This is a genomic window from Capnocytophaga canis, assembly GCF_000827555.1.
Taxonomy (GTDB): Bacteria; Bacteroidota; Bacteroidia; order Flavobacteriales; family Flavobacteriaceae; genus Capnocytophaga; species Capnocytophaga canis.
The window spans coordinates 25,942-48,094 of record NZ_CDOI01000155.1 but is presented as its reverse complement, the minus strand read 5'-3'; the positions used below and the strand labels follow the sequence as shown (position 1 = coordinate 48,094).

Here is a 22,153-nt window from a genome sequence, read left to right as displayed (position 1 = left end):
AATCTATTCAATTGCTAAAATATTCTCATACAAAGAGTTGAAGAATAATTCAGAGATGCGTTGCGTTCCCTTAGGTTTCAAATGTACATAGTCGGACGATGCCAAATTTTCTGATACCCAAATCGGCATTGAGTTTTCACCTCCCATAGCCTCGTAAATACTCCAAAAGGCAACGCCATTTTCTAAGCACTTTTTCTTCATTTCCTCATTCAACTTTGGTAAAAACGGATAAGTCACCATTTTCCCATTTTCGGAAGTAGACATATCACTGGGCCCTATAACTATAAAAATAGCATCCGGATTACTGCGTTTCACCCATTTTATATTTTGAATAAGAGAGTGTGCATAGTCCGTAACCTGTTTATCTTTACGAATATATGGAATAGTGTTTCCTCCATATTGAAAGATGAATATATCCGCTTTTCGGTCGGCTGACATTTGTTCGAAATTCTCTCGGTTCAATCGAGTAAACACACGTCCAGCTTCGCCACGCATAGCGACATTGTCCATACTAACACCTGTATCCCTATCCAAAGTAATTCCATAAAAATCAGGACTAAACTTGCCTTCTAACTCCACTCTGATTTCCTTTGGAGTATTCGCAAAATTCAGTTGAAAATTATGATATTTTCCATCTGTTTTGAGAAAATCCTCCTTCAACAGTTTCCCATTTTCATAGACAGTAATCTTAACTTCGTGGGTATTGTTTCCGTAATGTAAACCAAACTTAGTGTAAGTTTGTAAGCGTTTGTACACATTTCCAAAAGGTTTGACCACAAAGTGTGCTTTTTTGACGCTGGTGGTGTCTGCATCATAACTTGTAAATCTTGAAAAAGTAGCAAACAAACCATATTTTTCGTGGGGTACTTTTGATTTTCGATTTCGGTCAAACGAGGCAAAGCGCAACCAATTTTCACTCGTACTTATGTTTACACTGGTTTGTGAGTAAACAACCTTAATTGGAATAAAACCCGGCCCTCCTCCACCAAAAGCATTTTGAAATCGATTGCGAACGTATTTAGTAATACGATCACCTTCAATCTGTGAATCACCATAATGTATAATCCGACAGCTGGATTTATTTAATTTTTCGCGTAGTAGTGTAATAAAATCAGTGACATTATCAGGATAATACATCTTGCCTTCAACATTAGTAATGAGTTCTGGCTTCTCTTTTTTCGGAGTAGTCAAATCACTCGTAGTTTTGGTTTTCACCGCAAGGACTTCTGTATCTTCAACAGAAACAACGCTCTCAATAATATCCTTGGCTTTGCTATTATCACTACGATTGTTGCGAATTAAAATATCTGACGTGGGATATTTAATCATTGTATTTCCTAACACAATTCCTTCTTTTACAGACCCTTGTAACGTCAAATAGCGTTCACTAAAAAAAGTAATCACAAAGAGTGTCATAAGCACTCCTAGTATGAATATGACTATTTTTTTGGGATTCATGTTGTTTCCTTTTTTATTCAAGCCACGAAAATACAATTTTTTAAGAAATTACAAGCAGTTTCTATTTTTTTTTTGAAAAATATTATCGTAAAACGTTTTTTCATCTAAGAAAAACAAACCGTGCTGAAGCAAAAAAACTCCGATAACAATTTTAGCGATATTCTAATTTCACTGAATTATTTCCTTATTTTAAAAATCTAAAAATGAAAATACCATAAAAAAGACCTTCCTAAAAAAGAAGGTCTCTTTATTATCTTAAGAAGCATTGATAATAATATGTATAAATGAAAAAATCTTAAATAAATGATTATCAGATATGATTCTAATCACACGATCTTTTCCTTCTCATGATTGAACTGTTGAGAAACCTATGCTACAAGTGAAACTTCATGCTTATGACTAATAGGATATCTGTTCAACTATTTCAAGTCCATATCCTGACATTCCAACATAATGAGATTGTTTTGAATTTGTCAATAAACGAAGTTTACGAATATTTAAATCGTGCAGAATTTGTGATCCCATACCAATGTCTTTAGTATCTGCAGATGTTACAGGAGCATAGCTACCACTCTGTTTTTCTTTAATTTCAGTGATACGTTTCAGTAAATTCTGTGAATAACCTTCTTTGTTGATAACAATCACTGCACCTTTCCCTTCTTCGTTGATTTTCTTGAAAATTCGTTCTAAGGGATTCTCTTTTTCAGAAGCTAGTACTTCCAAAATATCATTACTAATGAATGAGGCGTGTACTCGAGTCAAAATAGCTTCATCCGATTCCCAAGTACCTTTGGTAAATGCTAAATGAATTTGTTTGTTTGTTGTTTGTTCGTAAGCACGTAAACGAAATTCACCATAAGGTGTTTGGAGGTGAAAATCCTCTTTTTTCACAATTAAGGTATCTTTTCGCATACGATACGCTATCAAATCTTCAATAGAAATGAGTTTCAAATCAAATTTTTTAGCTACTTCTGCCAATTGAGGCAATCGTGCCATCGTTCCATCCTCATTGAGGATTTCTACCAAAATCCCAGCAGGTTGCATTCCTGCTAACCGAGCCAAATCAATAGCAGCTTCCGTGTGTCCCGTTCTGCGAAGTACGCCTCCTTCCTTAGCTCGAAGTGGGAAAATATGTCCTGGTCGTCCCAAATCAAATGGTCTTGTTTCAGGATTGACGAGTGACAAAATTGTTTTGGCTCTGTCGTGTGTTGAAATACCTGTGGTACAACCATGTCCTTTTAAATCGACCGATACAGTAAATTGAGTTTGGTGGAGTACGGTGTTATTTTGTACCATCATTGGTAGATCCAATTCCTCACAACGTTTTTCGGTAAGTGGAGCACATACCAATCCACGTCCATGAGTGACCATAAAATTAATCATCTCCGGTGTTGCTTTTTCAGCTGCTGCGATAAAATCTCCTTCATTTTCACGATTTTCATCATCCACAACGATGATGACTTTCCCTTTTTTTATGTCTTCAATAGCTTCTTCTATTGTGTTTAATTGAATTTTGTCCATTGTTTGTTTTATAGTTAAAGTGCAAAGATATGATTTTTTTTGAAACAATAAATAAGATTAGTTCGTATCTTCTTCGGTGTTCTCAAAAAAACTGAACACACTACCACCATATTTTTTGTCATATGAAAAATTGGGTAAGGTTTCCAATTCTACGTGTTTGGAGTGTTCGATGATGAGAATCCCATTTTCATTTAAGAGATTTTTGTTAAAAACAAGCTGTATAATTTCGTTAAACTTATCTTGTTGAAAATCATACGGAGGATCGGCAAAAATTACGTCAAAAGTTTGAGTTGTTTTTTGCAAAAAAGTGTAAACGTCTGATTTTATAGCATTTATACCAAATTTTAATTCATCACTTATTTTATTAATAAACTGTATACAACCGCTGTGACTGTCCACCGAAATAAGGTGTTCACATCCTCTACTGGCAAATTCGTAGCTGATATTTCCTGTTCCTGAAAACAAATCCAACACAGATATTTCATTAAAATAATATAAATTATTGAGTATGTTGAACAAAGCTTCTTTAGCAAAGTCAGTAGTTGGACGAACGGGGAGTTTTTGCGGAGCCACCAATCGTTTGCCTTTGTTTTTTCCTGAAATGATTCTCATTTGTAATCTAAAACTAAAAATTTGTGCAAAGATAAGCTCTTTTCGTCTAAAAGAAAAAATAAGGTTATTCTTTACTATTAAACATTTTATAATTAACAGCTTACATAAAAAAAACGAAATTTATAACCTCATAATTCGTTTATTTGAACCATTTTTTAATCTTGAAACGTTAGTAAAAAACATAAAGCTCCCGTAAATTAAGTTCCAAACCACACAAAAACATACAATAGCTCTAAAAGTACTATTTCATGCGTTTTATCGGCGAAAAAAACTTTGAAATTTGGATTATAACAAAAAAACATTACCTTTGCCCAATTAACTTTTTTTAAAAAATAACAACTAATATGAAAAAAATGTTTTTACTTTTGGGGCTATTAGCCTCGTTTACAGTTGCTTCTGCACAGAACGATTTAGGAGTTGGCAACTTACAACTGAACGCGGGATTTGGGCTTTCAAGTTGGGGGACTCCTGTTTATTTAGGGGTTGATTATGGAGTTGCAGAAGATTGGACTGTAGGAGGTGAGATTTCCTATCGCTCAACCAACTACGGGGTTGCAGATAGAAATGTTAAGTATACCAATGTAGGTGTGGTTGGTAATGTTAATTATCATTTTAATCGTTTGTTCCAATTACCTTCACAATTTGATTTATATGCAGGAGGAAGTTTGGGATATTATTCTTGGACAAATAATTACAAAGTGGAGGGCTTCAATCATCACTACACATCAGGATTTGGATTTGCACTTCAATTGGGAGGACGTTATTTCTTTACCAACAATTTTGGTGTAAACCTTGAATTAGGAGGAGGCACTGTTTCGGGAGGAAAATTAGGAATCACGTATAAGTTCTAATCTTAAATTTATTTATCAAACAAATTGACTTATTTAATGACAATAAAACTTTAAATAAGTCAATTTTTATTTCTAATGAATTATGTATATAGAAAATGCTTACCACGGAAAAAGCCCTAAATGGCTTTATCTCATTTATTCCTTAGGTTTCCTTGGGTTTATGGGACTGAATTTTTTAGTATTGCTTTTTTTTGACTATCAAACGTTGATGCAAAATCAAATTGAGAAAAAAGGCGAGTTGCGTTACTTTGCCGAAGATTTGATGTCAGGTTTTGTGTTGTTTTTAGTAGCATTATTAGTTTGGGTACGCTACGTTCATAGGCAACCTTTACGCGCATTTCATACCTCACGGCCTCGTGTGGATTGGAAGCGATTTTTCTTTGCTTTTACTCTTTGGGGCGGTATCTTGGTATTGACTACTTTTATTGATTATTGGATGAACCCACAGGATTATGTGTGGAATTTTCAAGCAGATAAATTTTTTATACTATTGTTATTATCGGTTTTATTAATTCCTATTCAAGCTGGTTTTGAAGAGTATTTTTTCAGAGGGTATTTGATGCAAGGGATAGGTATTGCTGTTAAAAACCGCTGGATACCGCTATTGGTAACTTCTATTTTGTTCGGACTAATGCACAGCGCAAATCCAGAAATTGAAAAATTAGGTTATGGATTTATTTTCTACTATATAGGAATAGGATTATTTTTAGGTATGATAACCTTATTTGATGAGGGATTGGAGTTGGCATTAGGATTCCATATAGCTAATAACCTCATTACGGGATTATTAGTAACTACCAATTGGGGAGTTTTTAGGCTCCCTGCTCTGTTTGTTAATACGGCTGACCCAACGGATGGAGCTTATTATCAGTTATTGTTTTTGGGAGTTTTTATTTTACTTTGTTTCTACATGTTTTCAAAAAAATATGGCTGGAATCTGAAAGATTGGAAACAAAAACTTTTTGGAAAAGTAATGTCTGAAAAAGAGTTTTTTAATAAAATAACCCCTGAGACACATGCCCAATCAGAAAGAGAGATAATGAAATAAAGGCAGCTCACTCTTAAATTCTCACAATAGTTTTTAAGGGTAGAAACAGGAAAATATTTACATTAGAATTCAGTTTTTAAAACAAAACCCCGATTTTCAGCTTTTTGCCGAATTTCGGGGCTTGTTTATAGCAGATATTCAAAACATTTATCTGATAATACAACAGTTTGTAGGTTTTCTAAAAAATACAAATTTGATAGCACTACTATGGGAATACACCTCTTTCTTTGTACACCTGTTCTAATTTTTCTAATGCTACTATATAGGCTGCCGTTCTGTAGTCGGTTTTATATCTTTCTGCACAAGAAACTACGTTGTCAAATGCTGTTTCAATTTTATCGTTAAGTTTTTCCAAAACTTCTTCGATTTTCCAAATCTCAGCCCGTTTGTTTTGTAACCACTCAAAGTAAGAACCAATAACTCCTCCACTATTACAAAGGATGTCAGGAATTATGTGGATACCCTTTTTCAAAATAATTTCTTCAGCTGCAGCATCTGTTGGTCCATTGGCTCCCTCAGCAATAAGCGTAGCTTTGATTTCATTGGCATTATCTACTGTGATTTGATTTCCTAATGCTGCAGGAATCAAAATATCACAAGGTGTTTTCCAGAACTCGGCATTCTCAATTTTTTGAGCTTTTTCGAAACCTCCAACGCCTCCTTTGTTAGTTTTTGCGTATGCCGACAATTCCTCGGGATCAATACCATTTGCGTTAGCAATAGAACCTGTATGGTCTTGTACTGCAATCAATTTAGCACCTTCTTTATGCAAGAAATGAGCCGCCCAATATCCTACGTTACCAAAACCTTGAACAATATAGGTCTTGCCATTCAAATCAACGTTGTTTTTCTTAGCCCACTTTTTAATAGCCGTTACAACTCCAAATCCAGTAGCACGATCTCTTCCTGCTAAACCACCTGAAACTACAGGTTTTCCTGTAACCACGTGTAGATTTACAGATCGATTTGCAGGTGATTTTGCTGAGGCATAGGTATCTGAAATCCAAGCCATTATCTGAGCATTAGTATTTACGTCTGGAGCTGGAATATCATAATCAGGACCAATATTATCACCTAAAGCATAAGTAAAACGACGTGTAATACGCTCTAACTCACCTTTTGAATATTTTGAAGGGTCAATCTGAATCCCTCCTTTTCCACCTCCGTACGGAAGTCCAGCAATTGCAGATTTCCAAGTCATCCAAGTTGCCAGAGCCTTAGCTGCATCAATATCCACGGTTGGATGATAGCGCAACCCTCCTTTGTAAGGCCCCAATGCATTATTGTGCTGTACGCGATAACCTGTAAAAACTTCTATAGAACCATCGTCCATCTTCACAGGAAAGTGAACTACGATTTCATTTTGGGTAGAAGCTAAAATCTTGCGAACCCCAGGATCCAAATTCATTTTATCAGCGGCTTTGTTGAACTCGTGCATCACGTTTTCATACATTCCTGTTCTTTTCTTTTCTGTTTCGTTACTCATATTTTTTATATTTATAATAAAAATGAGCGTAAAAGTATGTACTAAAATTGAATTATCCAAAAAAAAGATAAGTGTTTTTATATGAATTAGCAAAAAACGAAATTTTTAGAAAGATAAAGAAAGTAACTATTTTTAGATTATGTAAGAAGTTATTTAACTTTTTTCAAAATAAGTTGATTTTTATTTCATAATATTGCTTTATTGATGAGTAAAATAAAATGTAAAAAAGTTTTTCTAAAATAGATTTTCTCTCTAATCTGACCTTTCTGTATATACCTCAAAACGCCTTTCAGTTTTTTTTCTTATTCGGTTATTTTCTTTAGCCAAGGAGAATATATGAGTTTCTGTGACGCAATTACTTTAGAAAAATCGCTCTTTTGAAAATTTTAAAACTTTCTTCAATAAAAAGTAAAAAAATCGCTTGTTACCCCTAAAAACTTTATATAATTGCAATTTAACTTTTTTGTACAGAAAATATGGTTTTCAGATTTTATCCTAAATTTTGAGTCTGTTTGTAGTAAAAATGAAAAATATTCTATTGACATGGAGAAGTTTATAGATTTTCCGAAAATATCTGAAAGAAAAAAGAAGCTACCCGATTCGTAAATTTTGAATTTCAGGGCAACTTCTTTTTATTTTGCTCATAAACTATAATAATTACTCTGTTACAATTTCAAAATGTTTTAACCGGATTTGAAAAGGAGTATCAGCGTTATTAATAAAACGAACGTATTTCACATTGTGGACATTTTCTGAACTATTCCAACGACTATTGCGGAGGCTTCCTGAAATATCTTTCCAATCAATTCCATTAGTAGAAATCTGTATTCTTCCTTTCTCAAAATGCTTAGCATCTCCAAGATCTACTGAAATAGTTTTAACTGAAGCTACTTTTTCTAGTTCAATACCTAAAAAATCATCTTTTTTCACTGAAATATACTCCAATGCTGGAGAAATGCGTACTCCCCCACCCTTTTGAAGTAATGGTTGATATTCTATCTGTTGAATATTAGTTATGAGTTTATTTGGATTGAAATTTAAAGTCAAAGCCAGTTGTTCCCCAGTTTCTTGATTATATTTTCCTACTGAATATTTCAATATTTCAGCAATCAAAGGCTCTACAACCAAAGTCGCCACACGCACCCCAGGTTGGTATGGATTCTGATTATAAGTTTGATCAATGTCAAATTGTTGTTTCTGTAATTTTTGTAATTTTACATATCCTGCCTTGAATTTTGTATGATCTTTTTGATGTAAAGCTTCATATAATTCTATAGCTTGTTTTCCTTGTTGTCCCACAACCTCCAGTTGTAGTAACCATGGGCGTAGTTCTTCTATTAAAAGAGGATTTTCTTTTGTATTTAATAATTGTTTTGCTGCCGAAATGATATTGTCAAACTCTTTTTGTACACGTTTTAATTGTGGATTTTGTTCCTTTGTTAGATTTTGTAAAAATTGTTTAGCAAATGGAGCAAATTCAACAGATTCTACTCTTCTATACTGATGTCCGTTAACTCCTAAATCGGAACTATGCTTAGCAAACGTAAGTAAAGCTTTTTTGTTTTGAGGCATTAATCTTGCCATAGCTTTATGCCAAGCTCGTTCAGAATCGTAGGTTGCTACGTTCCAGGTGTAATCAGCTACGCCATAAATTGCAATCATCGAAGCCTCAGGATGTTCCATCGGATTGGATACAAAACCTGACATATCGTCTTTGATATCATTCGTATTTCCATAGGCAGCTCCTAAAAGCATGTGATTTCGCACATAGTCTGACACAGGAAAATTCCACCAAATGTAGGCTTTACGTTTTATTTTAGCATTTATCCATTCCATGGTGGCTTTGTCGATATCTGCAACGACTGTGTTACCTGTCCACATTATGTGAATAGATGGATGTAGTACTTCTCCTAAAGTTTCTAAATATCTTTTCTCAGGATTTGACCAACCTTTGTTATATTCAGTAGGACACATTATTAAAGGATTAACGTCTTTTTTCTTTTCTACAAACTCGGTATGTAAAAAGTTTAACAATTCGGCTTGTTTCTGTGGATTTGTACCTTCACCTGAAATATCATCAAAAAAAACTGCAAAAGCTCGTACACCTAACTGATACATATCCTCAAATTTACGCAAAAGATGTTGGCGGTCAGTATCATTCCATTGGATGTCCTTACCTGGGTGTATAGCCCATACGAAATCCACGTAGTTTTTATTAGCTTCCTGTACCAGCTCTTGCAATTGTTCAGCTTCTTTTGTAGGATAAGGTTTTCGCCAGTTGGGTGAGCTGTGATATGGATCGTCCTTCGGGCCATAGATATAGGTGTTAAGTTTATTCTCACCGTAAAATTCTATTTGGCGCAATCGTTTTTCGTGACTCCAAGGAGTTCCATAGAATCCTTCAACTACCCCACGATATTCCAAATCAGGATAGTCAATAATTTCTCCCAAAGGAATCTCCGAGTTTTTACTAAGCTGTTGAAAGGTACGGAGACCATAGTAGACTCCTCGTGGGTCATTCCCTACGATGTACACTTTATTTTTCTCAATACGCAGGTAGTAACCTTCTTTCTTATTGGGTGCTTTATGAGCATGTTTTTTAAACGTTTTATCGTCTTTTTCACTGAGAATAATTCGGAAAGGAATGGATTTTTTAGTAGAAATTTTCTTTCCTGTAAAAATCATTTTCTTGGGTATTGGATTCAGGAGTGAGTCATTAGCACTCATTTGCGTTACGGATAGCAACAGACATGCTAAAAAAAGAATTTTTGTTTTCATCATCATATAATTTTAATTAAGTTGAGTCTTTATTGAGTTGAAATATAATTGTTTATAATAAAATATTTTTTTTAAGGCGTAGAATTAGAAACTTGTATTATTTTTCCATTAAAAAACGTATATCCCTGTAAAGCAAATTCACTGATATAAACTGCCATCTCTTCGGCTGTAACGTTTGCTTTATAATTAGGAAAGGCCTCTGCTAACATTTCTGTTTGCACTGCTCCCAATGCTAATACGTTGAAAATGATTTCTTTTTCCTTATATTCCTCTGCTAAAAGTTCGGATAAGGTTATTAAAGCTCCTTTCGATGAGGAATAGGCTGATAGTTCTGCAAATTTCATACTTCCTTGTACTCCTCCCATGCTACTGATATTCACAATATGAGCTTTTTTCACCATAAAAGGAATTATCTTTTGGATGAGCATCGCCACACCAAAAACATTTACTTTATACACCTCCATAAAATCAGTAGTAGTAAGCTCTTCGAAAGGTTTTTTGATTAATTTTCCAGCATTATTGATTAAAATATCTACTTTTCCCCATTCCTCTCGAACAAAATCAACCACTTTTTCTAAATCTTCCTCCAATGTAATATCAAAAGGAAAAAAATGAATGTTTTTATGATTCAATTTCAGCAAAGGAAGTGTATTTCGAGATAATGCCAACACCTGATGCCCTTGATCTGCCATTTGTTTGGCTATCTCTAAGCCGATTCCTCTACTTGTGCCTGTGACGATTACGTTTTTCATGCTTATTTACTTTTTTTGTCGTGCAAAAATAAGAATAAAAGAGAGATAAATCAACTGAAAATACTGTTTTTCATTTGACAACATTGCTTTTTTTCATAGATTTGCAAACATAATATTGCTTTGGAATAAAATTGATTGAACATTCTGTTTAAGAATAGAATATTTCCTTTGATTTTAACTTGTAATAGCATAAAAAATATATTCTTAAAGAGAGAAAATTGATATTTAGATCACTTTTTGGGGAAATATCATTTTAAATAGTAAAATATGTATCAAAAACTTTAAGAATGATTTATTTGTGGTAAAATTTCAATATTTTTAGAATCTAATTTGTGTAAGTTTTAAAGAAAAATAGAAAAATCAAATGAAAAAAAGATTAATTATGCTTGTTGCAGGGCTTATAGCTAATACTATGGATGCACAACAACCGCTAACACCTGAAAAACTATGGGAATTAGGACGTGTGGGAACGATGGGATTAACTCAAGACAAAAGTTTTGTGCTTTTTAGTGTTGCATACCCTAATGTTAAGGAAAATTCGTTTCGTCGTGAATTGTTCAAATTGTCGGTCAAAGGAGGTGTTCCGATTCCTATTTCAGAGGAGGAACTCAAACGTGAAACTACGAAATTTAATGCAACTAAAGACAAAAAGTTAGTTCATAAACCCGTAAAAATCAATAAAGTATTTGCTTCCGATTTTTATAATGATTTAGACAAATCAACTGGACAGAATTATAAAAGTTTAGATCATCGTCATTGGGACAAATGGATGGACGGGGCATACAACCATGTTTTCATTGAGAATATGACTGATGGAAAACAAGTCGACATTATGGAAGGGCTACCCTACTATTGTCCGCAAGAACCTTTTGGAGGAACGAGTGACTACATTTGGAGCAACGATGGAAAGAAAGTACTTTATGTAACTAAGGCTAAAGTAGGTACAGACTATGTAGTAAGCACTAACACAGATATTTACGAATATGATCTTGCTACACAAAAAACAAAAAACTTGAGCGAAGGGATGATGGGGTATGACACACATCCATTATACAGCTCAAAGGATGTTTTAGCTTGGTTGAGTATGAAAAACGAAGGCAACGAAGCTGACAAAAATGATTTGGTCATTCTTGAAAATGGACAAAAACGTAACATCACAGCTCACTGGGACAATACGGTAGCAGATTACATATGGAGTAATGATGGCAAAAAAATATATTTTACAGCTGTAGTAAAAGGGACTACACAATTATTTGAAATCAATCCGTTTGAGAAGCATCCGATGCCTAAACAACTCACCAAAGGCATGTTCGACATCACAGGAATCGTAGGTCAGTCAGCTAACTTATTGGTAGTTACTCGTACCGACATGAATCGTGCTGCAGAGATATATACTATTGATTTACAAGTGAATAAAAAGAAAAAAAATATAAAAAATTTCTTAGAAGTTAATCAATTGACCCACGTAAACGACGATGCTTACAAACAAATTGCCAAATGTGAGGTGAAAGAACGCATTGTAAAAACTACTGATGGTAAAGACATGCTTACATGGGTAATCTATCCTCCTAATTTTGACCCAAATAAAAAATACCCAACTTTACTTTACTGCCAAGGAGGACCACAATCAGCTCTTAGTCAGTTCTATAGTTTTCGTTGGAACTTTCAATTGATGGCATCTCAGGGGTACATTGTCGTAGCACCAAATCGCCGTGGAATGCCTGGACATGGCGTAGAGTGGAATGCTCAAATCAGTGGTGATTGGGGTGGACAAGTGATGCGTGATTACCTTTCAGCAATCGACGATGTTGCTAAAGAAAAATATGTGGATAACAATCGCTTAGGAGCTATTGGAGCAAGCTATGGTGGATATTCGGTATTCTATTTGGCAGGTATTCATAACAAACGTTTCAAATCGTTTATCGCTCATTGTGGAGTATTTAATTTACAAAGTATGTACGGTACTACCGAAGAAATTTTCTTTACTAATAACGAATTAGGCGGAGCATATTGGGAAAAAGACAATCCAAAAGTACAAAAATCTTATACCGAATTTAATCCTATTGAAAAAGTAGCCAATTGGGACACTCCTATTTTGATTATCCATGGAGGTAAAGATTATAGAGTTCCAAAAGAGCAAGGTTTTCAAGCCTTTACGGCAGCTCAACTATTAGGAATCAAAAGTGAATTACTGTATTTTCCCGACGAAACTCACTGGGTTTTACGACCTCAGAATGGAATCTTTTGGCAACGTAATTTTTTCAGATGGTTAGATGAAACATTGAAAAACTAATGGTCATAACAATATTTTCAATTATAGCATAATACTGAAAAATAGTTGGTGAAAGCTTTTGAAACATAGTCTACCATAGGTTTAGGCAGAAAAAGCTCCCCTTTTCGGAAAGCTTCTAAAACTATCGTTTTACACATTAATCCTATTGCTGAAAAGTTGATCTCCACCAGAGTTTTTTCCTCTTCGGACTAACAAGCGTAATATAATAATTAATTTGTAAAAAAAACACCAACTATTTTTCAGTACATTACCTAAAATTGTCGGTATAATAATAAATAAGAAAAGGAGACTGCCTTTTTTGGACAATCTCCTTCTTTCTTTACTTTCTTAATTTTATTTGTGTCCGAAAGGGCATTCCATTTTCTTATGAGCCACAGGACCTAAATTCAATGCTGGATGTTCGTATTTCAATACTTCTTCCATTGTAAGACCAAGTGCATCAGCCACTCCTTTTGCGTAAGCTGGGTCAGCGTGATAGCAATTTCGGATGTGTCTTATTTGAATGAATTTTTGAGCAGGGCCGATGGCTCTTGCCGTATTTTCAAATAAGGCTTTTTTCTGCTCATCATTCATCAATTGGAATAATTTGCGTGGTTGTGTGAAGTAATCATCGTCATCTTCACGGAAATCGTAATTGTACGCATCTCCATCAATTCTCAATGCAGGTTCTTGGAACTCTTTTTGCTCTTGCCACACACCAAAGCTATTCGGCTCGTAATGTTTTGTAGAACCATAATTTCCGTCTACTCGCATAGCTCCATCTCTGTGATATCCGTGTACAGGACATTTAGGAGCGTTTACTGGAATTTGGTTATGATTCACTCCCAAACGATAGCGATGTGAGTCTCCGTAAGAGAACAAGCGACCTTGCAACATTCTATCAGGAGAGAAACCAATTCCAGGAACCACATTGGCAGGACTGAAAGCAGATTGCTCTACTTCGGCAAAGTAATTTTCAGGATTTCTGTTAAGTTCAAACTCTCCAACAGGGATTAAAGGGAAATCTTTCTTGTACCAAACTTTGGTCAAATCGAATGGGTTGTAATCCAAATTACGAGCTTGTTCTTCGGTCATAATTTGTACAAACATTTTCCATTTCGGAAAGTTTCCATTTTCGATGGCTTCGTACAAATCTTTTTGATGTGACTCTCTGTCCATTCCCACCAATTTAGCAGCTTCTTCATCGGTTAGGTTTTCGATGCCTTGTTGTGAAATCAAGTGGAATTTCACCCAATGACGTACACCCTCTTTATTGATGAAAGAAAACGTGTGACTACCAAATCCGTGCATTGTTCTGTACGATTTTGGAATACCACGGTCACTCATAACGATAGTTACTTGGTGAAGAGCCTCAGGAAGAAGCGTCCAGAAATCCCAGTTATTGTCAGCAGAACGCATATTGGTACGTGGGTCACGTTTTACGGCGTGATTTAAGTCAGGGAATTTCAAAGGGTCACGGAAGAAGAATACAGGTGTGTTATTCCCTACCAAATCCCAGTTTCCTTGGTCAGTATAGAATTTCATTGCAAAACCACGGATATCACGTTCAGCATCAGCTGCTCCACGCTCTCCAGCAACGGTAGAAAAACGTACGAACATTGGTGTTTCTTTCCCGATTTCAGCAAAAATAGATGCTTTTGTGTACTTGGTAATGTCGTGAGTTACTCTAAAAGTTCCGTAAGCTCCTGAACCTTTGGCGTGCATTACACGCTCAGGAATTACTTGGCGGTCAAAATGAGCCAATTTTTCTAAAAACCAGATGTCTTGCAAAAGAGCAGGACCTCTCTTACCCGCAGTCATTGTATCTTGATTATTGGCTACGGGAGCTCCCGTTGTAGTTGTCAGTTTATTGTTCATCTTTATTAGTTTTTACTGTTTATGATGCAAAAGTATAATTATAAAACATGCAAAAAGCAATAGCTTTTGCGATATTTTTTATATTATCATAAGTAAAATTTATAACTATTGATAATGAGAAGAATCAGGAAATATTCACATTATAATCTATTCAACTTCTAAGATAAAGATTTATACAAAAATAAGACTGTATGAAATCTTTCCATACAGTCTTTTTACTATTTTCTATTATGCGGAGATTATGATTCTGCTTCTTTCATAGTGTGGTAAACATTTTGAACGTCTTCATCTTCTTCGATTTTTTCAAGAAGTTTTTCCACATCAGCTTGTTCTTCAGGAGTGAGCTCTTTGGTTACCTGCGGAATACGTTCAAAACCTGAGGATAGAATCTCAATACCACGTCCTTCCAACTCTTTTTGAATAGCCCCGAAACTCTCAAAAGGAGCATAAATATGAATCCCTTCTTCATCTTGAAAAACTTCCTCAGCTCCGAAATCAATCATCTCAAGTTCAAGTTCTTCTACATCTAAGCCTTCAGCATTGATTCGGAAATTACAAGTATGGTCAAACATAAACTCTACAGAGCCAGATGTTCCTAAAGCTCCATTACATTTATTGAAATAACTTCGGATGTTTGCCACTGTTCGGTTATTATTATCTGTGGCAGTTTCAATTAGAATAGCGATTCCATGAGGTGCGTACCCCTCAAAAATAACTTCTTTATAGTTTGCAGTATCTTTTTCAGAGGCTTTTTTGATGGCACGTTCCACGTTTTCTTTCGGCATATTTGCTGCTTTGGCATTCTGGATTACGGCTCTTAACCGAGAGTTAGACTCAGGATGAGGCCCTCCTTCTTTCACAGCCATTACGATGTCCTTACCTATGCGTGTGAAAGTTTTTGCCATTGCTGCCCAACGCTTAAATTTTCTAGCTTTTCTGAATTCAAATGCTCTTCCCATAAATAATTGATATTCTTTACTTTATGTTTATATTTTAAATATAAATATGTTATTAAAATTAATCTTTTTTTGCCACAATATCAATACCGCCTTTAACTGTTTGTCCCAATTGGACATTGATTTGAGTATCTAACGGTAGATATAAATCCACACGTGAACCGAATTTAATAAATCCAGCATCAGCTCCTTGAATAGCTATATCGCCCTCTTTAGCATAGTTTACAATACGCTTCGCCAAAGCTCCTGCAATTTGACGATATAATATTTTCCCAAAAGTATGATTTTCAACAACAACGGTTGTTCTTTCGTTTTCTTCGGATGCCTTCGGATGCCAAGCAACTAAATATTTTCCAGGATGGTATTTGCTAAACACAACCTCTCCGCCTATAGCATAGCGAGTTACATGCACATTTATTGGCGACATAAAAATTGATACTTGTAAACGTTCATCTTTGAAATATTCTTTTTCGAATACTTTTTCAATAACTACCACTTTTCCATCAACGGGAGCGATGATGTGACTTTCATTTCTTTGCGTATTTCGCTTTGGATTTCTAAAAAATTGTAATACCAAAATCAAAAAAATAAGTGCAATACCTTGAATGAGTTTCTGTAACCAAAAAATATCTACGAAATAATGTGCCAGTAAAGCGATTCCTGCAGTTACTATAAATGTTCCTAAAATAATTTTAAAACCTTCTTTGTGAAACATATTTATAATGTGTTGATTATTAAAAATTTGAATTGATTATCCGCAAAAAAAAAATAAATCCGTATTTTGATATGGCAAATATATAAATAAAAATGAAAACTAATGTATATTTAATCACTACATAATAACGAATTTATTAAGATTCAAACAATTTCTAACTTCCTATGATGAAGATTGTCGGACGTTTTTGCAAAGAAATATTCATCTTTTTCCATTGCGTGACGGTCTGTGTTTTGATATATTCGGTCGGTAATGTGATTTCAGTTGCTATGCACAACATCGTATCATTTTGCAAAGTTTCTACCAAATCGGATAACATTTTATCATTCCGATAAGGAGTTTCAATAAAAATTTGTGTTTGTTTATATTCCTTAACTTTTCGTTCCAATGCCTTGATTGTTCGTCTTCGTTCAGATTTTTCTATGGGCAGATAACCATTAAATGCAAAATTTTGCCCATTCAAACCGCTTGACATCATGGCTAATAAAATCGATGATGGACCTACCAAAGGAATCACTCGTATGTTCTTTTGGTGTGCTAATTTCACAATCTCAGCACCAGGATCAGCAATACCTGGGCAACCAGCTTCGGAAATAACACCAACAGAAAAACCTGACATACAAGGATTTATAAAAGAATAAATATCATTTTCGAAGGTATGCTTATCAATGGTAAACAGCACCAATTCCTGCTGTGGCTTCTCAGGTGCAATTTGTTTGATAAATTTACGAGCCGATTTTTCATTTTCTACAATAAAATGAGTCAACTCCTTAACTATATTTGTTATCATCGGAGGTAATACATTACCTATTAAGCTATCTCCCAACAAATTAGGAATGAGATAAACGTTTCCTAAGTTACTCATTACGGATGCTTTGAATTTAACTTTTCAGCAATCACCTCACAAGCCTCGTCAATCATCGTAAAAACGGTTCTAAATCCATTTTTATCTCCATAGTAAGGATCAGGGACTTCTTTCTTTTTCATGGAGTCTAACACATCTAATAAAAATGACACTTTTTCTTTATATTTCTCATTTTCAGCTATGTTACACACATTTGTATAATTACTTCTATCCATTACAAAAATATAGTCAAAGTCTTCAAAATCTGTTTTTTTGAATTGTCGTCCTTTGAGATTTGCAATGTCAATACCATTTTTTCGAGCTACTTCTATCGAACGAGAATCAGGAGCATCCCCAACATGGTAGTTTGATGTTCCTGCCGAATCCACTTCAAATTTTGCAGGATCCAACTTAGCTCGTAAAACTCCCTCCGCCAACGGAGAACGACAAATGTTGCCTAAGCATACCATTAATATTCTTGTTTTCATTTCCTTAGGATAATAATATATAAAAAGAAAAAACTAATTCAATATCAATGAATTAGTTTGAAAATTTTGAGGTTAATTCTTCAACATATCGCTTGAATTCACGGTCTGTTTCCGTTAGATTTTCAACCGTTTTACAAGCATGCAATACGGTTGCATGGTCACGTTGCCCAATTTGTGAACCGATAGCTGTCAATGAATTTTTTGTATATTTTTTTGCGAAAAACATCGCCAACTGACGTGCTTGTACTACGTTTCGTTTACGAGTTTTTGATTGCAATTCCTCCAAACCCACATTAAAATAATCGGAAACGATTTGTTGTATGTGGTCGATGGTAATTTCCTTTCGGTGATTTCGTATGGAGCGTTCGATGATGCTTTGTGCTAATTCAATCGAAAATTCCTTGCGATTAAAGGCTGCTTGAGCAATAAGTGAATTACTTACACCTTCCAATTCTCGCACATTAGTTCTAACATTTTCAGCTAGATATGAAATAATTTCATCTTCTACTTCTGCACCGTCCGTGTAGAATTTATTTTTTAAAATTTTATAGCGAGTCTCATAGTCTGGAGTTTGTAACTCAGCAGACAGCCCCCATTTGAAACGCGACAATAAACGTTGTTCAATGTCCTGCATGTCAACTGGAGCTTTGTCCGATGTCAAAATAATTTGCTTATTGTTTTGTTGTAAATGATTGAATATGTGGAAAAACGCATCTTGTGTCTTTAATTTAGATGATAAAAACTGAACATCATCGACAATCAACACATCAATGAGTTGATAGAAATGAATGAAATCATTAAGTGATGTTTTGTCCTTATCTTTTGACATGGTAGCGTTTACGAACTGTTGCGTAAATTTTTCTGCTGACACATAAAGCACTTTCTTTTTAGGATGTTTTTCCTTGATATCCACCCCAATAGCGTGTGCTAAATGTGTTTTTCCCAACCCTACTCCACCAAAAATAAACAGTGGATTAAACGCCGTTCCTCCAGGCTTATTGGCTACTGCCATCCCAGCTGAACGTGCCAATCGGTTCGAATTTCCCTCAACAAAATTATCAAAATTTTGGTTCAAATTGAGCTGTGGGTCTATAGTAATTTCGCGAATACCCGGAATTACAAACGGATTTCGAAGTTCAGGATCTTTATTTTGGATAGGTAAAGTAAGTGATTGCCTTGCTAATTCTGGACGGTTAGTACTTGGCAATTGTTCTCTGGTTAGAGAGTTGATTACATAAGTCAAACGGGCTTTTTCTCCAAGAGAAAAAGTCATGGCAGACTTCAAAAGAGAAATATAATTTTGCTCTAAGTACTCATAGAAAAATTTAGTAGGAACACCTATTTTTAAAGAATTATTTTCCAAACTAATAGGCACAATCGGAGCGAACCAAGTGTTAAATGGTTGCTCTTCAATATTGTCTCTGATGAAATCAAGACATCTCCCCCACGCTTTTTCGGCTAAATCTTTCATTATTAAATAAAAAAGGTTATATTTGGAACTTCAAAAACAGATGTAGTAGTATCTCTGTGAATTGAGACAGCAAAGTTGTGAATAAAAAATGAATAAAAAAAATCATTTTACTATTGTTTTTCTCATTTTTTTTTCGCAAGAGTTAAATGTTAATACTTGTTAATTATATACTTTTCAATTCTATGGAAAATTTGTACTTCGATTATGTACTTAGAACCCGCTATGGTGAAACTGACCAAATGGGAGTTATTTACTATGGTAATTATCCTCAATACTTAGAACTTGGGCGGGTGGAATGGTTGCGCTCACTGGGAATTTCGTACAAAGAAATGGAAAAAGAAGGCGTGATGTTACCTGTGGTTTCTTTGCATATAGACTACAAAAAACCAGCATTTTACGACGAACTCATTACCATCAGAACTCAACTAAAAGAACTCCCAAGCTCAAAAATAACATTTGATTATCAGATAATTAACGAAAAAGGCGAGGTAATATCTACAGCAAATACTACTTTAGTTTTCGTAGATGTAAACACGTGGCGACCAGTACGCTGTCCTCAAAGGATTTTAGCTGCAATACAGCAGAAAATGAAATCTTAAAGATTCATTTCCTTACTGGCTTCAAATAGAAATTTTTTCTCTTCCTCAGTTAAACTTGTATAGCCACTGGAGCTAATTTTCTCTAAGATAACATTAACCTTATGTTGTTTTATCTTTTGAGATTCACTCAATTTCGATCGTGATTCTGAGGGCTTTATAGCTTTTGAGGAAATTTGTTTTTTTGTTAATTTTTCATAATTGTTTCGTTTCAGTTGCAATGGATATTTACCTAATAAAGCTAAAAAACATCCTATAAAAGCTCCACCTATGTGAACAATTTTTCCTCCAGGATCGGAAGCAAATTGAATTATGTCAAAAGCTAATAAAAGCAACGCGACATACCACAAACGCATACGAATGGAGAAAAAAACATTGACCACATAGGTAGGAGCCATAACACAAACAAAAAAGAGCATTGCTATAATAGCTCCCGACGCACCTAAAAGGATGGTATTTTCAAAAAAAACAGAAGGCAAAAAATATACTGATAAAAAACAGATTCCTCCGAAAAATATTCCCGAAAGATAAACCTTTAGAAATTGCTTATTATTGAATAAATTAAAAAATATTTGCCCTACCAAATACAAAAAAAGCATATTCCAAAACAGATGTTGCCAACGTGCATGGAAGAAGGCATACGTAAAAATAGTCCAAGGTTTTGTTAGAAAAACATCCCACTTTTGAGGCATACCTACCCATTGATTGAGTTGTTCTTGCGAAATTAAACCTAAAGAAACTACCGAATATCCAACAATGAATAACAAAATGTTGACAATAGCTATCTGCTCTGCCGTATTTAAGCTTTTTATTTTACGATTGATATTCAATTTATGATGATTTTGAAAGGTTTTATCCGTTAATGGCTATCACTCGAATTTCAGAGTTTTGCAATTGATCTTGCAACAAATTCTCAATGCCATTTTTTAAAGTCATTGTTGAAGATGGACAACCGCTACAGGCTCCTTGTAAAATCACCTCGACCTGATGAGTTTCTTTATTGTACGACACAAATTGAATGTTTCCCCCATCGGATGCTACGGCAGGTTTTACATATTCATCCAATAAGGCTACGATTTTTTGCGAAGTAATGTCTGTTACTAATGGTGATTTTTCTATTTGTTTTTCATTCGTAACTTGTTCTTTTTTAGTCTCTTTATCTAAAACAACTTTATTTCCATCTGCCAAGTAGGTACGAATAAACTCGCGTAATTCCATAGTGATTTCAAACCATTTTACCGATTCATCCTTGGTTATTGAAATGTAATTTTCATCAAAAAAAACTTCTTTAACAAAAGGAAAATCAAACAATGCCTTTGCTAATGGCGCATTTTGTGTTTGCGTTACATTCTTGTATTCCAAAACCACAGGTACAATTTGTTTATTAACCACAAACTTCATTACCGTGGGGTTGGGTGTACTCTCTGCATAAACCGTTATAGGTAATTTTTTTAGTGGCTGTTCTGTAGTAATCAACTCATTACCGGAATTTATATATACCGAAATCTGTTCAGCCAACTCTTCTTGAACATCCGCCCATTCTACAATCGGATAGCGTTTCAAAGCAATAAAATTACTGGAAATATATACTGTTTTGATAAAAGGCAGATAGAAAAGCTGTTGTGCTAAAGGTGAATTTTTAGCCTCATCAATGTTATTAAATTCGTAGCTACCTTTGACCAAAATTTTTGATGCTTCCAGTTTAATAATTTCCGGATTACTGGTTGGTTGTATGGATATTGTCACTTCACTCATTGTTCTATTTTTTTGGCAAAGCTATCCAATTTTGTGATGTTTTAAAAATTTACGAATACAATTTATTCATTCATTAAAACACTCTTTATTAAAAATACTGATTTTCAACACTATAAAATATACAGACAAAATTAATTTGAAAAAATAAAAGACTAAAAATTCTTTTATTAATTTATTTTGACTATATTTGCAGTGTTAAACTATTAAGACTAAATAAAATATATTATGCAAAAATATCCATTATTGCTCGTTTTATTACCGCTTGGTTTACAAGCTCAGATGAAACAAATTATTGAAAAAGAAGAAAATGTCATTACTGATGTGATGACAGCTTCAATGTTGAAAGACGTCACCTACAAGGACGACAAACCTAATGTGGAGGTTATTTTAGAAACTGAGTTCACTAAAGAAGTTCGGATAACCTTCAAAGAGGGGCAAATAATGAAACGCCACAAAGCTCCTCGTGCCATCGTAGTACAGGTTCTTGAAGGAAAAATTAATTTCGAAGTAGGAGAAACTATTTACCAACTAAACAAAGGTGATTTCATTACACTCAAAGCCACTATCGTACATGAGCTAAAAGCTCTTGAAAACAGTGTTGTTCGTCTGTCTCTTTCTAAATATGAAACTCAAGAGATTGAAAAGTCTAAGAAATAATTATAACCGACTATT

The 22,153-nt window shown here is 34.5% G+C and carries 19 protein-coding genes; 5 read left to right on the top strand and 14 right to left on the bottom strand.

Translation table 11 applies throughout. The features are described from left to right. Positions 1–3: 3 nt before the first annotated feature. The 3 genes from CCAND38_RS07235 to rsmD all read right to left on the bottom strand — a co-directional run bounded on the left by CCAND38_RS07235 (position 4) and on the right by rsmD (position 3,612). The gene (locus CCAND38_RS07235; protein WP_042005538.1) at positions 4–1,458 is read right to left on the bottom strand and encodes an SGNH/GDSL hydrolase family protein; all 1,455 of its coding nucleotides are present in this window, start codon (positions 1,456–1,458) and stop codon (positions 4–6) included. A 399-nt stretch (positions 1,459–1,857) separates the two neighbouring features. After that, positions 1,858–2,979 carry a 3,4-dihydroxy-2-butanone-4-phosphate synthase gene (ribB, locus tag CCAND38_RS07230; protein ID WP_042344576.1) on the bottom strand — a complete coding sequence of 374 codons (1,122 nt, stop codon included), beginning with the start codon at positions 2,977–2,979 and terminating at the stop codon, positions 1,858–1,860. A gap of 57 nt (positions 2,980–3,036) precedes the next feature. Continuing rightward, the gene (gene rsmD, locus CCAND38_RS07225) at positions 3,037–3,612 is read right to left on the bottom strand and encodes a 16S rRNA (guanine(966)-N(2))-methyltransferase RsmD (protein WP_262482005.1); all 576 of its coding nucleotides are present in this window, start codon (positions 3,610–3,612) and stop codon (positions 3,037–3,039) included. A 323-nt stretch (positions 3,613–3,935) separates the two neighbouring features. On the opposite strand from rsmD, the gene CCAND38_RS07215 reads away from it, so the two are divergent. Both CCAND38_RS07215 and CCAND38_RS07210 read left to right on the top strand, forming a co-directional pair. After that, a complete protein-coding gene (locus tag CCAND38_RS07215; protein WP_042005518.1) occupies positions 3,936–4,442 on the top strand; it encodes a putative outer membrane beta-barrel protein in 507 nt (168 codons plus the stop codon). Between the two features lie 82 nt (positions 4,443–4,524). Continuing rightward, positions 4,525–5,490 (top strand): CPBP family intramembrane glutamic endopeptidase, encoded by a 966-nt coding sequence (locus CCAND38_RS07210; protein WP_042344573.1) that lies wholly within the window; start codon positions 4,525–4,527, stop codon positions 5,488–5,490. A gap of 205 nt (positions 5,491–5,695) precedes the next feature. Here the strand turns inward: CCAND38_RS07210 and CCAND38_RS07205 are convergent, their stop codons facing one another. The 3 genes from CCAND38_RS07205 to CCAND38_RS07195 form a co-directional block, all read right to left on the bottom strand. Next, on the bottom strand, positions 5,696–6,976 hold the full coding sequence (locus tag CCAND38_RS07205) for a Glu/Leu/Phe/Val family dehydrogenase (protein ID WP_042344594.1): 1,281 nt from the start codon (positions 6,974–6,976) through the stop codon (positions 5,696–5,698). A 657-nt stretch (positions 6,977–7,633) separates the two neighbouring features. After that, on the bottom strand, positions 7,634–9,754 hold the full coding sequence (locus CCAND38_RS07200; protein ID WP_042344592.1) for a beta-N-acetylglucosaminidase: 2,121 nt from the start codon (positions 9,752–9,754) through the stop codon (positions 7,634–7,636). A gap of 71 nt (positions 9,755–9,825) precedes the next feature. Further along, entirely contained in the window at positions 9,826–10,506 is a 681-nt protein-coding gene (locus CCAND38_RS07195) for an SDR family NAD(P)-dependent oxidoreductase (protein WP_042344571.1), read from the bottom strand. A 364-nt stretch (positions 10,507–10,870) separates the two neighbouring features. Here CCAND38_RS07195 and CCAND38_RS07190 point away from each other — a divergent pair, with 364 nt between their 5' ends. Further along, complete coding sequence (locus tag CCAND38_RS07190) at positions 10,871–12,799, top strand: S9 family peptidase (RefSeq protein ID WP_042344570.1); 1,929 nt, start codon at positions 10,871–10,873, stop codon at positions 12,797–12,799. Between the two features lie 333 nt (positions 12,800–13,132). Here CCAND38_RS07190 and CCAND38_RS07185 read toward each other — a convergent pair whose 3' ends face one another. The 6 genes from CCAND38_RS07185 to dnaA all read right to left on the bottom strand — a co-directional run bounded on the left by CCAND38_RS07185 (position 13,133) and on the right by dnaA (position 19,130). Continuing rightward, positions 13,133–14,656 (bottom strand): catalase, encoded by a 1,524-nt coding sequence (locus CCAND38_RS07185; protein WP_042344569.1) that lies wholly within the window; start codon positions 14,654–14,656, stop codon positions 13,133–13,135. A 239-nt stretch (positions 14,657–14,895) separates the two neighbouring features. After that, on the bottom strand, positions 14,896–15,615 hold the full coding sequence (locus CCAND38_RS07180; RefSeq protein WP_042344567.1) for a YebC/PmpR family DNA-binding transcriptional regulator: 720 nt from the start codon (positions 15,613–15,615) through the stop codon (positions 14,896–14,898). Positions 15,616–15,673: 58 nt separating this feature from the next. Beyond that, positions 15,674–16,327, bottom strand: a complete 654-nt coding sequence (locus CCAND38_RS07175; RefSeq protein ID WP_042344566.1) for a phosphatidylserine decarboxylase family protein — start codon at positions 16,325–16,327, stop codon at positions 15,674–15,676. A gap of 154 nt (positions 16,328–16,481) precedes the next feature. Continuing rightward, positions 16,482–17,192, bottom strand: a complete 711-nt coding sequence (locus CCAND38_RS07170) for an SAM-dependent methyltransferase (RefSeq protein ID WP_042344565.1) — start codon at positions 17,190–17,192, stop codon at positions 16,482–16,484. Next, positions 17,192–17,659 carry a low molecular weight protein-tyrosine-phosphatase gene (locus tag CCAND38_RS07165; protein ID WP_042344564.1) on the bottom strand — a complete coding sequence of 156 codons (468 nt, stop codon included), beginning with the start codon at positions 17,657–17,659 and terminating at the stop codon, positions 17,192–17,194. The genes CCAND38_RS07170 and CCAND38_RS07165 overlap by 1 nt, the downstream gene beginning before the upstream one ends. A gap of 52 nt (positions 17,660–17,711) precedes the next feature. Further along, on the bottom strand, positions 17,712–19,130 hold the full coding sequence (gene dnaA / locus CCAND38_RS07160; protein ID WP_042006962.1) for a chromosomal replication initiator protein DnaA: 1,419 nt from the start codon (positions 19,128–19,130) through the stop codon (positions 17,712–17,714). A gap of 182 nt (positions 19,131–19,312) precedes the next feature. Here dnaA and CCAND38_RS07155 point away from each other — a divergent pair, with 182 nt between their 5' ends. Then, positions 19,313–19,729, top strand: a complete 417-nt coding sequence (locus CCAND38_RS07155; protein WP_042006964.1) for an acyl-CoA thioesterase — start codon at positions 19,313–19,315, stop codon at positions 19,727–19,729. On the opposite strand, the gene CCAND38_RS07150 is transcribed toward CCAND38_RS07155, so the two are convergent. Together CCAND38_RS07150 and CCAND38_RS07145 are read right to left on the bottom strand one after the other, a co-directional pair. Then, complete coding sequence (locus CCAND38_RS07150; RefSeq protein ID WP_052458180.1) at positions 19,726–20,556, bottom strand: rhomboid family intramembrane serine protease; 831 nt, start codon at positions 20,554–20,556, stop codon at positions 19,726–19,728. The two genes, CCAND38_RS07155 and CCAND38_RS07150, sit on opposite strands and share 4 nt — an antisense overlap. A gap of 22 nt (positions 20,557–20,578) precedes the next feature. Then, the gene (locus CCAND38_RS07145) at positions 20,579–21,481 is read right to left on the bottom strand and encodes a NifU family protein (protein ID WP_042006965.1); all 903 of its coding nucleotides are present in this window, start codon (positions 21,479–21,481) and stop codon (positions 20,579–20,581) included. A gap of 225 nt (positions 21,482–21,706) precedes the next feature. Between CCAND38_RS07145 and CCAND38_RS07140 the strand changes: the two genes are divergently transcribed. Next, positions 21,707–22,138 (top strand): cupin domain-containing protein, encoded by a 432-nt coding sequence (locus CCAND38_RS07140; protein WP_231550009.1) that lies wholly within the window; start codon positions 21,707–21,709, stop codon positions 22,136–22,138. Positions 22,139–22,153 lie beyond the last annotated feature (15 nt).